Annotated in this window: 13 protein-coding genes; 2 read left to right on the top strand and 11 right to left on the bottom strand. The window is 38.5% G+C overall.

Annotated elements, in window-relative coordinates:
• Positions 1-74: 74 nt before the first annotated feature.
• The 11 genes from MKZ17_RS11990 to MKZ17_RS12040 form a co-directional block, all read right to left on the bottom strand.
• Positions 75-647, bottom strand: a complete 573-nt coding sequence (locus MKZ17_RS11990) for an ABC transporter substrate-binding protein (RefSeq protein WP_340723966.1) — start codon at positions 645-647, stop codon at positions 75-77.
• Between the two features lie 123 nt (positions 648-770).
• Positions 771-1,361, bottom strand: coding sequence for a 3-isopropylmalate dehydratase small subunit (gene leuD, locus MKZ17_RS11995; protein WP_340723967.1), 591 nt, complete (start codon positions 1,359-1,361; stop codon positions 771-773).
• A 13-nt stretch (positions 1,362-1,374) separates the two neighbouring features.
• Positions 1,375-2,784, bottom strand: coding sequence for a 3-isopropylmalate dehydratase large subunit (gene leuC / locus MKZ17_RS12000; protein WP_340723968.1), 1,410 nt, complete (start codon positions 2,782-2,784; stop codon positions 1,375-1,377).
• A 15-nt stretch (positions 2,785-2,799) separates the two neighbouring features.
• The gene (gene leuB / locus MKZ17_RS12005) at positions 2,800-3,900 is read right to left on the bottom strand and encodes a 3-isopropylmalate dehydrogenase (protein ID WP_340723969.1); all 1,101 of its coding nucleotides are present in this window, start codon (positions 3,898-3,900) and stop codon (positions 2,800-2,802) included.
• 113 nt (positions 3,901-4,013) lie between these two features.
• The gene (locus tag MKZ17_RS12010; protein WP_340723970.1) at positions 4,014-5,558 is read right to left on the bottom strand and encodes a 2-isopropylmalate synthase; all 1,545 of its coding nucleotides are present in this window, start codon (positions 5,556-5,558) and stop codon (positions 4,014-4,016) included.
• A gap of 1 nt (position 5,559) precedes the next feature.
• On the bottom strand, positions 5,560-6,573 hold the full coding sequence (gene ilvC, locus MKZ17_RS12015) for a ketol-acid reductoisomerase (RefSeq protein ID WP_340723971.1): 1,014 nt from the start codon (positions 6,571-6,573) through the stop codon (positions 5,560-5,562).
• A gap of 86 nt (positions 6,574-6,659) precedes the next feature.
• A complete protein-coding gene (gene ilvN / locus MKZ17_RS12020; protein WP_340723972.1) occupies positions 6,660-7,175 on the bottom strand; it encodes an acetolactate synthase small subunit in 516 nt (171 codons plus the stop codon).
• The gene (ilvB, locus tag MKZ17_RS12025; protein WP_340725550.1) at positions 7,172-8,923 is read right to left on the bottom strand and encodes a biosynthetic-type acetolactate synthase large subunit; all 1,752 of its coding nucleotides are present in this window, start codon (positions 8,921-8,923) and stop codon (positions 7,172-7,174) included. Before ilvB ends, ilvN begins: the two co-directional genes overlap by 4 nt.
• Before the next feature lie 471 nt (positions 8,924-9,394).
• Positions 9,395-11,065: a dihydroxy-acid dehydratase gene (gene ilvD / locus MKZ17_RS12030; protein ID WP_340723973.1), complete on the bottom strand. Its 1,671-nt coding sequence runs from the start codon at positions 11,063-11,065 to the stop codon at positions 9,395-9,397.
• Positions 11,066-11,403: 338 nt separating this feature from the next.
• Positions 11,404-12,726, bottom strand: a complete 1,323-nt coding sequence (locus MKZ17_RS12035) for a D-arabinono-1,4-lactone oxidase (RefSeq protein WP_340723974.1) — start codon at positions 12,724-12,726, stop codon at positions 11,404-11,406.
• Complete coding sequence (locus tag MKZ17_RS12040) at positions 12,714-13,889, bottom strand: alanine racemase (RefSeq protein ID WP_340723975.1); 1,176 nt, start codon at positions 13,887-13,889, stop codon at positions 12,714-12,716. The genes MKZ17_RS12035 and MKZ17_RS12040 overlap by 13 nt, the downstream gene beginning before the upstream one ends.
• 376 nt (positions 13,890-14,265) lie before the next feature.
• On the opposite strand from MKZ17_RS12040, the gene MKZ17_RS12045 reads away from it, so the two are divergent.
• Together MKZ17_RS12045 and MKZ17_RS12050 are read left to right on the top strand one after the other, a co-directional pair.
• Positions 14,266-14,811: a cysteine hydrolase family protein gene (locus MKZ17_RS12045; protein ID WP_340723976.1), complete on the top strand. Its 546-nt coding sequence runs from the start codon at positions 14,266-14,268 to the stop codon at positions 14,809-14,811.
• A gap of 112 nt (positions 14,812-14,923) precedes the next feature.
• Positions 14,924-15,181 carry a GlsB/YeaQ/YmgE family stress response membrane protein gene (locus MKZ17_RS12050; RefSeq protein WP_340723977.1) on the top strand — a complete coding sequence of 86 codons (258 nt, stop codon included), beginning with the start codon at positions 14,924-14,926 and terminating at the stop codon, positions 15,179-15,181.
• Positions 15,182-15,248: the final 67 nt, after the last annotated feature.

Raw genomic sequence — 15,248 nt, forward strand, 5'->3', positions numbered from 1 at the left:
CGGATTAGAAATCCATTTTTCCATGCAAAAAACGAGTGACTCAAAATTCGAGACACTCGTTTTATGATCATTTATTATCGGACTTTTAATAATTGATAAGCTTGGATATTAATTGATTTTACTGGATTAATACCTTCCATAATTTCAACAACATCTCGTAATAATGGTGTTAAGTTTTCTTCGATAAACTCTTTTTTTACCGAATCAGTCACTTCAATTTCTAAATTATCCATACGAACAAGCAATTCATCACACATTAAATGCAGTACTTCCTCTTCACGGTATGTAGTCGTATTATTTAAAATTAATTTGGCACGCAAATCTAAATACTTATACCAGTAATCTAATAAATCCAATTGTTGTTTATTTTTGTATTGTTGACGCTTATAACCGTTTGGATCTGTATGGTTTGATAACGTTAGGAGTCTTTCCATTTTATACTCTATTGTCGATTGATTTTTTAATATTTGCTGTTGTTTATCCCCTATTACTTTTTGCAGCTGTTTATCTTTTGAATAATTTATAAGCCATTTCACTCCGAAATAAAGTGCTATAGCACCTACTATATACATCCAATAACTCACGATAAATCCAATTATTAAAAGCACTACAAAACCGATACCTAGCCAGCCTCCGAAATTTTTCATGAACACTTACTCCTAACAAAAAAGTTTACATGAAATTATAGCATTCACAATATTCGACAACAATACACAAAAAATAACAAAGCCTGCTACATAGGCGTTTCCCCTATGCAACAGACTCTTTATTTAATAGGCAATACGATTTTTTTCGTAAGCTGTAATTTGATCTTCGTATTTAAATGTAAGTGAAATTTCATCCCAGCCATTTAGGAGCATTTCTTTATAGTATGGGTCAATTGTAAATGTATACTCTTTGCCGTAACAAGTTGTTACTGTTTGCGCTTCAAGATTCACTTCAATTGCTTGCGCTTCTGCTATTCCTTTTTCTAATAGCTCATCACATTCTGCTTCAGTAAGTTTAATCGGCAAGATTCCGTTTTTGAAGCAGTTATTGTAGAAAATGTCTGCAAAGCTTGGTGCGATTACTACACGGAATCCATAATCTAGAATGGCCCACGGAGCGTGCTCTCGCGAAGAGCCACAACCAAAATTGTCTTGTGCCACTAAAATCTCTGACCCAATATATTGTGGCTTATTTAAAACGAAATCTTCAATTGGATTTCCGTCTTTATCAAAACGCCAATGATAAAAGACAAACTGACCGAATCCAGTACGTTCAATACGCTTTAAAAATTCCTTTGAAATAATTTGGTCTGTATCCACATTTTTGCGATCAAGTGGCGCATAAATGCTATTTACGATATTAATTGGTTTCATGTCATGTCTCCCCTTACGCCTCTTGCTTTTGATATTGACGAACGTCTACAAAGCGACCATGAATTGCGGCTGCTGCAGCCATCGCTGGCGATACTAAGTGCGTACGAGCACCTGCTCCTTGACGTCCTTCAAAGTTACGGTTTGAAGTTGATGCACAGCGCTCACCTGAAGGTATAACATCTTCATTCATCCCTAAGCAAGCGGAGCATCCTGACTCGCGCCATTCAAAGCCTGCATCAAGGAAAATTTTATCTAGACCTTCTTTTTCAGCTTGAGCTTTCGTTGACCAAGAACCTGGAACAACAATTCCTTTTACGCCAGATGCAATTTTCTTACCTTCAATAATAGCGGCAGCTGCACGTAAATCGTTAATACGTGAATTCGTACAAGACCCGATAAATACATGTTGAATTTCAATATCGGTAATTTTTTGCCCTTGCTGTAAATCCATATATTCAAGTGCCTTTTGTAAGGCTGCTTTATCTGCTTCGTTATTATAATCTCCTACAGTTGGCACTGTTTTTGATACGCCTACTCCCATTGCCGGGTTCGTACCCCAAGTGACAATTGGCTCGATTTCTAATGCATCAATTTCTAGTACTACGTCGTATGTGCAGTCATGGTCAGATGCTAAGCTTAACCAGTATTTCGCTGCCTCTTCAAATTTCTCTCCTTGAGGCGCATATCTACGACCACGTAAAAATTCTACAGTAGTTTCATCTGGTGAAATTAAACCAGCTTTCGCACCAGCCTCAATAGACATGTTACAAATGGTCATGCGCTCCTCCATTGTAAGCTTGCGAATTGCTTCACCCGTGTACTCTACAATATGACCAGTACCGACACCAATCCCCCATTTTGCGATAATGGCTAAAATGATATCCTTTGCGGTAACACCAATGCCAAGCTCTCCATTGACGCGGATTTCCATAGTTGGTGGCTTTAATTGCCATAGTGTTTGTGTTGAAAGTACATGCTCTACTTCTGATGTACCGATACCAAACGCAATTGCGCCAAATGCACCATGAGTTGCTGTATGTGAGTCCCCACAAACAATAGTTTTACCAGGCTGTGTTAATCCAAGTTCTGGCCCGATAACGTGAACAATTCCTTGATCCGGATGGCCGATATCAGCAAGCTCAATGCCAAATTCTTTCGCATTTTCAGCTAATGTCATAATTTGCTTTTTGGCAATGGGATCATTAATCGTTGGCAAATTTTTTGTTGGTACATTGTGATCCATTGTAGCAAAGCAAAGATCTGTACGACGTACTTTTCGTCCAGCTAAGCGTAGTCCCTCGAACGCTTGCGGACTAGTTACTTCATGAATTAAGTGCAAATCGATGTAAAGTAAATCTGGCTTACCATCTTCACGATGTACGACATGTTGCTCCCACACTTTTTCAATAATATTTTTCCCCATAGTATTCACCGTTCCTTAATTATATGAAATCATAATGCTATCTGAAACGAAGCTTGCGTCTATTTCGTTTAGCACTTTTTCTGTCCATTCAACAGTAGATAGTGTACGTTTTTGCTCTTGTGCTAAATCAGCCGTATAATAACCATCTTCAAACACAGCACTTACTGCTCGTTCAATTTCTGCTGCTTCCTCTTTCAAACCAAATGAGTATTGTAGCATCATTGCTACCGAAAGAATCGTCGCTGCTGGGTTGGCAATTCCCTGACCCGCAATTTCTGGTGCTGAACCATGAACTGGCTCGTATAATCCAAAGTTATCTCCGCGAATTGATGCAGAAGGTAATACACCTAGTGAACCTGTAATAACAGAGGCTTCATCACTTAAAATGTCACCGAATAAATTTTCTGTCACGACAACATCATAATGACCAGGGTTTGTAATCAATTTCATTGCAACCGAGTCAACTAAGTTATGTTCTGTTTCTACATCTGGGTACTGCTTTTTCTTTTCCTCTACGATTTCTCGCCATAAACGTGATGTATCTAATACATTTGCCTTGTCAACTGAGCATAGTTTTCCTCGACGAAGTCTTGCTAGCTCAAAGGCATTGTCTACAATTCGCTCAATCTCTTCACGTGAATACACACATGTATCAATAGCACCGGCGTCTGTTTTTTTACGTGGCTCACCAAAATATAGCCCTCCTGTTAGTTCGCGGACGATCATTAAGTCTACATTCTCCGCAACTTCACGTTTTAATGGAGAAGAAGCAAGTAAACTTGGGAAAGCTTTCACAGGACGTAAATTAGCAAATAAATCAAAATGCTTACGAATTTTTAACAAACCTTTTTCAGGACGTAATTCTGGTGGATTATTATCCCATTTCGGACCACCTACTGCCCCTAATAAAATCGCATCGCTTTGTTCACACATTGCAATCGTTTCTTCTGGTAGTGGATTATTATGCTGATCAATCGCTGCACCGCCAATCGTGCCATAGCTTAAATGAAATGTATGATTAAATCGTTTCCCGATTACTTGTAATACTTTTACTGCACTTGCGACAACTTCTGGACCAATGCCGTCACCAGGCAGTACCGTAATTTTCTTTTCCATTTGAAAACACCTTTCTTTCTACGTGAAATTGCATAAGTTGTTCTATTATTACTGCTCGTTTATTTAAAATGGTGGGAGACGCCATAATCGCTTTCTTATGACACTCCCCTCATTTATTGAACGACTGGTTGTTGTTCTCTTACTTTTTGTTGAATCAAATGTCGATTAATCGCGTTTAAGTAGGCTTTTGCAGATGCTTCTAATACGTCTAGCGCTGAATCACGACCTGTTGATGTGTAGCCGTTGTAATTCAAATTAATTACTGCTTCTCCAAGTGCATCGCGTCCTTTACCTACTGATTTTACGCGGTAATCTAAAATATTTACTGTGCCATTAACAAGCTGCTCAAGCGTATTAAAGATTGCTTCAACGGAGCCAGAGCCTGTTGCTGCTAATGTTTTCACATCTCCTTCAGGTGTCACTACAGAAGCTGTTGCCGTTGGAATATTTTCTGTACCATACTGAACTTGAACACATTTCAATTCAAATAACGGTACATCTCCTACCGAAACTTGCTGCTCCGTTAATATTGTGACTAAATCTTCTTCCGTTACTTCCTTCTTTCGATCTGCAAGCTTTTTAAACTCTGCAAATGCTTTATTGAGCTTTTCTTCTGAAAGCTGGAAGCCCATTGTTTCTGCACGATCTCTAAATGCTGCGCGACCAGAATGTTTCCCTAGTACTAATGGGACTTCATCTTCGCCTACTAATGCAGGTGAAATAATTTCATATGTTTCAGGATTTTTTAATACACCATCTTGGTGAATGCCTGATTCATGGGCAAATGCGTTTTTACCAACAACGGCTTTGTTTGGTTGAATGACAACATTTGTTAAACGGCTTACCATTTGTGATGTACGTTTAATTTCTTTTAAATTGAGACCTGTTTCGACACCGTAAATATCTTTACGAATGTGTAACGCCACACCGATTTCCTCAAGCGCTGCATTACCTGCGCGTTCCCCAATGCCGTTAATCGTACATTCTACCTGATCCGCACCATTTTGCACTGCTGCAATGGAGTTAGCAACGGCCATCCCTAAATCATCGTGACAGTGAGCTGAAAACTTCACCTTTTCAGCATCTTTTACGTTTTCACGTAAGTAACGGAAAAGCGCACCATATTCTTCAGGAGATGCGTAGCCAACTGTGTCTGGAATGTTGACTGTCGTTGCACCAGCAGCAATGACTTCACCAAGAATTCGAACTAAAAATTCTTTATCTGATCGGAATGCATCTTCAGCTGAAAACTCAACTAAAGAAAACTTTTCTTTTGCGTACTTAACAGCAGCGACGGCTTGCTCCACAACTTGATCAGGATTTTTCTTTAGCTTATATTCCATATGAATCGGACTTGTTGCGATGAATGTATGCACATGTGGTTGCTCAGCATGCTTTATTGCTTCCCATACCGCATCAATGTCACTTCGTACTGCACGTGCTAACCCAGTAACGATTGAATTTTTCACGGTTTTTGCGATTAAAGATACCGCTTCAAAGTCACCAGGAGATGAGGCAGGAAAACCCGCCTCGATAATTGTGACACCTAGACGCTCTAGTTGCTTTGCGATTTCAATTTTCTCAGCGGTATTTAAGTTAATGCCAGCTGACTGTTCTCCATCGCGTAATGTTGTATCAAAAATATCTATTTTTCTCATATTATTTCACTGTAACCTTTTGTTTTCCTTGATTGATGAATGGCATCATTGCACGTAATTTTGCACCAACTTCTTCGATTTGGTGGTTTGCACCAGCTTCTTTGAACTTCGTATACTCTGGACGACCTGTTTCATTTTCTTCGATCCAACGTTTCGCAAAAGTACCGTCTTGAATATCCGTTAAAACATCTTTCATACGCGCTTTAACTGAAGCATCGATAATACGTGGTCCTGATACATAGTCTCCCCACTCAGCAGTATCTGAGATTGAGTAGCGCATTGTTGCCATACCACCTTCAAACATCAAGTCAACGATTAATTTAAGTTCATGTAATGTTTCAAAGTATGCAAGCTCTGGTTGGTAGCCCGCTTCTACTAATGTTTCAAAACCAGCTTTTACTAATTCAGTTGTACCACCGCAAAGAACTGCTTGCTCACCGAATAGATCTGTTACTGTTTCTTCAGCAAAAGTTGTTTCAAGTAAACCGCCACGTGCCGAACCAATTCCTTTACCGTAAGCAAGTGCTAAGTCACGTGCTTCTCCAGTAGCATCTTGGTGGATTGCGAATAATCCTGGTACACCTGCTCCTTCAGTAAATTGACGACGTACTAAGTGACCTGGTCCTTTTGGAGCTACTAAGAATACGTCAACATCGGCTGGTGGTTGGATTTGACCAAAGTGTACATTGAAACCGTGAGCAAACATTAGTGCTTTACCAGCTGTTAAATGCGGCGCAATTTCAGCTTCATATACCGCTTTTTGACGCTCATCTGGAAGTAAGATTTGAATTACATCGGCTTCAGCAGCTGCTTCGGCAACCGTTTTTACATCTAACCCATCTTCTTTTGCTGCATCATAAGATTTACCAGGACGGATACCAACTACTACATCAAATCCTGATTCTTTTAAGTTAAGTGCGTGTGCATGGCCCTGAGAACCATAACCGATAATTGCGATTTTTTTACCTTTAAGTGCTTGCTCGTTAATTTCGTTTTCATAATACATTTTTGACATTTTCATTTCCTCCATTTAAGTAAAAGTTATATTTTTTTGAAATGTGGGCTTCCGATGTCATCATCCACCCAGATTTATTGCAACATTTATTTCAAAATCGATAATTGGGGACCTTCGACTTTTTGTGCTTCTCGAACAGATGCAGTTGCACCAGTTCGTGTTAATTCTTTTATGCCATAAGGACGGATAAGCTCGATAAAGGCATCAATTTTTTCTGGGTGACCTACGACCTCGTATGTGACAACATTTTTTGATGTATCAACTACCTGTGGACGAAATGGCTCCACGATTGCATTCATCTCTAATCGTAAATTCGGTGGTGACACTACTTTAACAAGTGCTAGCTCACGAAGTACGATCGATTTTTCTGTAATATCATTGACCTTTAATACATCAATTTGCTTTGATAATTGCTTAATTAATTGTTCAATCTTACTTTCATCTTGAATGTTAACGACGAATGTCATTTTAGAAAAATTCGGCTGCTCTGTATGACCAACTGTAATAGACTCAATATTGAATTGACGTTTCATCAATAGGCCTGTTACTCGGTTTAATACGCCACTTTGATTGATTACTGTTACTGTAATTACACGTTTCATGGTTTTTCCACTCCAATCATTTCATGTAATCCTTTACCTGGTGCTACCATTGGATATACACTAACTAATTGCTTTACTCGACAGTCAATTACGACTGGCTCGTCTGAAAGTATCGCTTCTGCAAATATTGCTTCTGCTTCAGACAGTTTTTCGATTTTATAGCCCTTCACACCATAAGCATCTGCTAATTTAACGAAGTCTGGCTGAATCGGCATTAATGATTGAGAATATCGCTCTTCATAGAACGTTTCTTGCCATTGACGTACCATTCCTAAGCAACTGTTGTTTAGGATGATTACCTTTACGGGTAAATTAAACTCTTTTAGTAAGGCAAGCTCTTGGTTCGTCATTTGGAAACCTGCATCCCCTACAATAGAAATAACCTTTTTATCTGGACGGGCGAATTGAGCACCGATTGCTGCCGGGAATCCAAAGCCCATTGTTCCTAAACCACCTGATGTAACCCAACCATGATCATTATTTAAATGATAGTATTGAGCAGCCCACATTTGATGTTGACCAACGTCAGTCGTAACAATTGCATCACCATTCGTTAATTTATGAATGATTTCTATTGCCTGTTGCGGTAATATTTCTTCTCCCGCTTCCTCGTACCAAAGTGGATACTTTTCTCGACTGTCATTTAAAAAATCTAACCAATTAGAAGTATCAGGACCAACAAAATCCTTTTTCAGCAGTGCTTTTAACGCTTCTTTTGCATCCGCAACAATTGGAATATCCGTCGGTACATTTTTACCGATTTCAGCTGGGTCAATATCAATATGAACAATCGTTGCATTCGGTGCAAAAGTGGCCAAATTGCCTGTTAATCGGTCATCAAAACGAGCACCGATATTAATTAATAAATCACTTTTTGTAATGGCATCATTTGCTGTTGCATAACCGTGCATACCGGCCATTCCGAAAAATTGTTCATGTTTTCCATGAATACTCCCCAGACCTAATAACGTACTAACGACTGGTAACTTATATTTTTCTATAAATTCAGTTAATTCCTCTCGTGCATCGGCAAATAAAACACCCGCACCTACAAGTACTAAAGGTTTTTTTGCTAATGTTAGTGCCTGAATTGCCTTTTGAATTTGTAAATAGTTCGGCTTCGTTGTTGGTTGATATCCTGGTAAGTAAATATCATCAGGTGTTTTAATGTCCTCTTGGAATAACGTCTGAGAAACGTTTTTAGGGAAATCAATTACAACTGGACCTTTGCGCCCTGTATTAGCGATATGGAATGCTTCTTTAACGATACGCGGGATGTCCGCTACATCTTGCACTTGGTAGTTGTGTTTCGTAATAGGTGTTGTGATTCCCATAATGTCCGCTTCCTGGAATGCATCTGTACCGATCACAGATGTCGCTACTTGACCAGTGAAAATAACTAATGGAATTGAATCTATCATTGCATCCGCAATACCCGTAACTAAGTTTGTTGCTCCAGGACCAGACGTCGCAATTACCACACCTGGCTTATTTGTAACTCGGGCATAACCTTCAGCTGCGTGAATTGCACCTTGCTCATGACGAGTTAAAATGTGACGAATCGGATTACGATAAATGGCATCATAAATTTGTAACACTGCTCCACCTGGATAACCAAAAATGATATCTACACCTTGTTCATGTAAAGCTTGAACTAAAATATCTGCACCGTCTCTCGGTTTTCTTACTTGTTGTTTTTCTTCTAGTTGATTGTCGAACGCTTGATTTGCTGAAACGTTTGCACTCATACTCATATTGAATTCTCCTTCCTTTTTTTAAAATTAATCTATCATTTCATTGAAATGGTGAAAAAAATTGCAAAATAAAAAGCCTTCTCTCCGCACGCAAAAGAAAACTTTATGCGTAGGGATGAAAAAGACTTTTCATGGTACCACCCTTGTTTGCAGCTCCGTAATTTGCCAAACTCCAAAGAGTATTCAGCATACTTTGCCACCTCGTGAATCGCCACGTAGTACTAGATTTACAATTATTGTTTAAAAAGCTTTTTTAAACGTAAATTGTGCAACTAAATCTAGCTGACGATTCATTAATAACGAGCATTTCGAATATGCCCGGAGTTATCTAATGGCGTTATACGCGTTTAATAACTCACTCCGAGGGGATGTCGGATGCAGTTGTATCGCCGGCTTCCACCACTACCGGCTCTCTGGTAAATACAAGGCTCTGCAACCTTTAACCTCATCAACGTTTTTACTTTTTTAAATTTTCATAACGCCACCCTGAGAAGCATTTGTTACTAAAGCTGAGTAACGTGCTAACCAACCGCGCTTAATTTTTGGTTCAAAAGGTTGTAAGTTCGAACGACGCTCTGCAAGTACTTCATCAGATACTTGTAAATTAATCGTACGACTTGGCAAATCAATTTCAATCGTATCGCCATTTGTAACTAATGCGATTGGACCGCCCTCTGCTGCTTCTGGTGAAATATGACCAATGGAAATTCCTCGTGATGCACCGCTAAATCGTCCGTCCGTAATTAAAGCAACTTTCGTACCTAAACCACGACCTTGGATTGCAGATGTAGGAGCAAGCATTTCTGGCATTCCTGGACCACCTTTTGGTCCTTCATAGCGAATGACGACTACATGCCCTTCACGAACAATCCCATCATCAATTGCCTTTTGTGCTTCTTCTTGTGAATCAAACACAATTGCTTCACCGACAAACTTTTTAATGGAAGGATCCACGGCCCCTACTTTAATAACTGAGCCTTCAGGGGCGATATTTCCGAATAAGACAGAAAGCCCGCCAACTGGACTGTATGGATTATCTTTCGTACGAATGACTTTCTCGTTTGAAATGACATAATCTTTTACAAGCTCACCCATTGTTACACCAGCAATTGTTGGTCGATCTGGGTGAATGGCGCCTGGAATTTTCGTTAATTCATTAATAATCGCCTGCACACCACCCGCTTTTGCGATGTCATCCATCGAAATATCCGATGCTGGCATAATTTTTGCTAAATACGGTACGCGCTCAGCGACTTTATTGATATCTTCAATGTTATAGTCAATTTCTGCTTCGTTTGCGATTGCTAATGTGTGAAGTACTGTATTTGTAGAACCACCCATTGCCATATCGAGCGCAAATGCATCATCAATTGCTTCTTTTGTTACAATATCACGAGGCTTAACATCCTCTTTAATCATACGAACAAGATGCTTTGCTGCTTCGTAAATTAATTCTTTACGCTTATCGCTCGTAGCTACAATCGTTCCGTTCCCTGGAAGTGCTAAGCCTAGCATTTCCATTAAGCAGTTCATTGAGTTCGCTGTAAACATCCCTGAACAAGAACCGCATGTCGGACATGCGTTATTTTCGATATCTAGTAATTCTTCAGCTGTCATTGTACCTGCTTTATGGGCACCTACACCCTCAAATACACTTGTTAATGATAATTGCTTACCAGAAGCAGATGTACCTGCTTCCATTGGACCGCCTGATACAAATACTGAAGGTACATTCGTACGAACAGCTGCCATCAACATCCCAGGCGTAATTTTGTCACAGTTTGGAATATAAAACACACCGTCAAACCAGTGAGCATTAATAACTGTTTCTGCTGAATCTGCAATGATTTCACGAGATGGTAATGAATAACGCATTCCGATGTGTCCCATTGCAATTCCATCATCAACACCAATTGTATTGAATTCAAATGGAATTCCGCCTGCTTCTATAATTGCTTCCTTAACAACATCAGCAAACTCGCGTAAGTGAACGTGACCAGGAATAATATCTATATACGAGTTACAAACACCAATGAACGGCTTCTCTAAATCTTTCGCCTTAACTTTCCCTGTAGCGTATAAAAGACTACGGTGTGGAGCTCGGTCAACCCCCAGTTTAATCATATCACTTCTCATTTCTCAAACGCCCCTCAACGCAATGCATTTACTTTTCGCACTGTAATTCTAACAACCTATTATTTCGCTTCACTTCAAGTTTACATCGCTATGAAGTTTTACGAAGTGGTGTACTAAATTGTTGTTATCATAGTACGAATTTACATCTGTCGTCAACACTATTTTTTGAATTTTTTATACAATTCAAAACATTCGGTAATGTTGGAATCGCTTTCATTGTGATTGCTGTTCAATTTATTCTCTTTCAACACTTTTTTTCGAAAATTTGAATTTTTAAATTATTTTAAATATTTTAAATCAAAAAAGTCACACAGTGTTATTTGTGTGACTTCGCCAAGTTAATTATTAAAAATCTTCTTAAAATAAGTTGTTAAAAATATATTATGAGGATCAAATTGTTTCCGTTGCTCATTAAATTTGTCTACATGAGGATAAAAAACATTTATATTCTCTTTGTGATACGTATTTATTTTCCCCCAATGAGGACGGCCACTATATTTCATCATCATGTCATGTACCCAGGCAAAATATTTAGTATCATCCATCCCTTTATACATATGGAATGCGATAAAAGCACTTTCCTTTCCTTGTGTTGGACTTAAATACCCCTGTTCTCCAGCTGTTGTACGGCACTCAATCGGAAAATGTACATCGAAAGGATTACGTAAAAACATTGTATGTACTTCTTCCATACAGGCTTCAAAACTTTCCACTGGAATGGCATATTCCGTCTCTGTAAATTTTACACTCCTAGGTGAGGGGTAAATTTCATAGCTTACACCAGTACGTACTTCTTCTCCCACTATATTAGAAGCTAGTCTACTTACCGCTAAGCTAACGGAAGGCTTTCTTTTACAAACTTCCGATGCAACGTAAAACACACCATTTTCTAGTACGTTTAGTTTAGCCAGTTCCAAATACTTTTGCCATTTAGACTGTTCCACTGGTGTAACTTCAATCATTTTCTTCACTTGAATTTGACTACTACTTGGAAAGTAATACCATTCAACATTCCGATGCTCCCGGATCGTTTGCTGGAAATTTTCTATTTCGATTTGATATGGCTTTCGTTCCGACGTGTATTCCAAACTGTATAATGGGACAACATGAAGTGTCACCGTAATTAAAATCCCAAGTAAGCCCATTGATACGTGCAAAGCTTCAGACAATGCGTCATACCCGCGCTCATGTTGTATATATTCTCCTTCCCCGGTTACGATTCCCCACGTTTTAACCATTGAAGAAAATGAACCGAGCGTAATGCCTGTACCATGAGTACCTGTAGATATAGCTCCTGCTAAAGTTTGCTGTTGAATATCTCCCATATTAATCAATGCCAGGCCATATTCAGCTAATATTGGACCAACTTCGTATAAATAAGTGCCCGCATAAAATGTAGCTGTAAAATTTTCTTTATCCACAGAAATTAATCCACGTAAGTGATGCAACGTTAACGCAGATTGCTCAGGCATTGCCACCGGACTAAAGGAATGAGCAGCACCTGTTACCCGAATTGTTTGCTTTGAAATGACATGTTTTTTTACAATCTCACAAACTTCTTCAATACTATGAGGCGCAAAATATTGACTAGGGTACGAAGTATAGCTGCCTGACCAATTTGTCCATTTATTACCTTCGCGCCAATTTTTTATAGAAAACATTGCCCATCCCCCCGATATGTTTTTAGTTGCCCTATATAGTGACCGCCTTGCGTTGCGTGTAGCACTTGAAACCGCTCACATAATTCCCCTGCCTTGGCATGACGCATATAAATCGTATCGCCAATTTTTACTTGTTCGTTTTTTACAACAATGGGTGTTTGCACTTCACCGGCACCTTCTAGCGGTAAAAGGGCAAATTGCTCACGATTTAAAAATGCCGGTAAACGGTCTTTGCCTACCGCACCTGATGCGACATATCCACCACCATGGCAAACTGCAATGTGATTTGAAAACTTCCGTGTAACTCGTACTGCAAATCCAGCTGCTGGTTGTAGTTTTAATTGGTCATAATGATCAAATAGTGCTGGCGCATAAAAGGCAGAGCCAACAGTAATTTCTGATACATCCTTTTGTAAGGACGTCCAATGCATACTACCTGAACCTCCTGCATTAACAAACTGTAAATCATATATACTTTTTACATGGGCGACAGCAAATTGACGGAAAGCTGTTATTTTCTTCATAGATTGTCGCTTTAATGTTCGAATTAGCGCCCCCTTTAGGCCGTACAATTGTGTATTACGATCAGCAATACCAGCAATTTGTGCATCATACCCCATTACCCCGACTACTTTCACATGTGGGTATTTTTTAATTTCTTGTAGGAGTAAATCTAGTTTTTTTATATCTGATATAGGTGACCGTTTTGTCCCAAAATAAATCACACGAAAATCAGTAGAGACATTTAAATCAATACAGATTTGAAATTGTACCGCTTCTTGCTTTGCAATTTCATTAAGTAAGGCGATCTGGCTAACAGAATCAATCATAAATGTGAGTGATTTCCCCTTTTTTACCCACTCCGCTAACCTGACAATCGATGATTTTTCGACGACCGGATAACCGATAAGCAACTGATCCAAACCTCGCTCAAACAAATAAACAGATTCGCTTGCTGTAAAGGTCATAAAACCGCTAAAATGTGTGATTCTCGCTGCTATGTATTCAAGCAATGGCACAGAACGAACAGATTTTGTAGCAATTCGAATAGTTTTGTTTCCACAAGCATTATTAATGAAATCAATATTTTTCTGTAATGCATCTAAATCTACCCATCCAAAAGGACGCTCTAGATTTTTAAAAACCTCGTCATAACCAGTCATTCTTTCACCCCTTGATTTTTCGTTCTCGTTTTAATTAAAAATTCCTTCCATATATGAATAAAAATAATGAATGCCTAGCTCTTTTAAATCGGCTAGGCATCTGTATTCAAGTAATCTCTTACTATAGTAATAATAACTCAACAGCAAAATTCAACATGATTAACGTGTGGATGCCAACAAAAATAAGGCCTTGACGATTCAATTTTTTCATTAAAGTCATATCCATCTGAATCACCTCTTCATTTAATTTAAACTAACTATACAATATGCAACATCCAAAATCAAAATAATCTGAAAATTTTGTTAATATTTTCATTGCACAACTTTCACGGTAGCATGGCATAATAGTAATATGACAATTCAAGGAGGTTTTAGCATGTCCAAAAAAGCTTTAATCGTCATTGACTACACATATGATTTCGTAGCGACTGATGGAAAATTAACTTGTGGCGAACCTGGCCAAGCGATTGAAAAAAATATTACCGCATTAATTGAACAGTTTATACAAAAAAATGAAATTGTTGTATTTGCAAACGACATTCACGTAGAAAATGATCCGTATCATCCAGAAACAAAATTATTCCCACCTCATAATATTGCAGGTACAGCTGGTCGTGAATTGTATGGTTCTGTCAAAGATGTATATGAAAAATATAAACAATCTGTTATTTCATTCGACAAAACACGTTATAGTGCATTTGCTGGTACAAATTTACACCTATTGCTACGTGAACGTAAAATTGAAGAAGTCGTTTTAGTTGGCGTGTGTACGGATATTTGTGTATTACATACTGCAGTAGATGCTTATAATTTAGGTTATAAAATTGCTGTTCCAGCAAATGCAGTAGCAAGCTTTAACGAAATCGGGCATCATTGGGCATTAAGTCATTTTGAATCGACATTAGGTGCATATATTAAATAACCGCGAACATTAATCACAAAAAATTTTCAAAAAAATGTTTAGGCTTTTGGGAGTTAGGAAATACTTAAGTAGATGCAATTATCTTTTAACTTTTCAAAGGAGTGAAGACAACATGATTAGTTTCATTTGGTTTTTAATTATCGGAGGTTTACTAGGATGGTTAGCAGGTGTCATTTTAGGTAAGGATGTACCAGGAGGGATTATTGGTAATATTATTGCTGGTATCGTCGGTTCTTGGATTGGTAGTATGATATTAGGAAACTGGGGCTGGAAAGTTTCTGACTTTTACGTATTCCCAGCCTTAATTGGTGCCATTGTATTAATCTTTATTGTAAGCTTTATCTTAAGATCAATGCGTAAAGCAACATAAACATTGTTGCCACATTATGTAAATTTTATACGCATCTATTATAAAAAGTGTGACATTGTCACACTTT

Source organism: Solibacillus sp. FSL R7-0682 (assembly GCF_038005985.1).
Classification (GTDB): Bacteria; Bacillota; Bacilli; order Bacillales_A; family Planococcaceae; genus Solibacillus.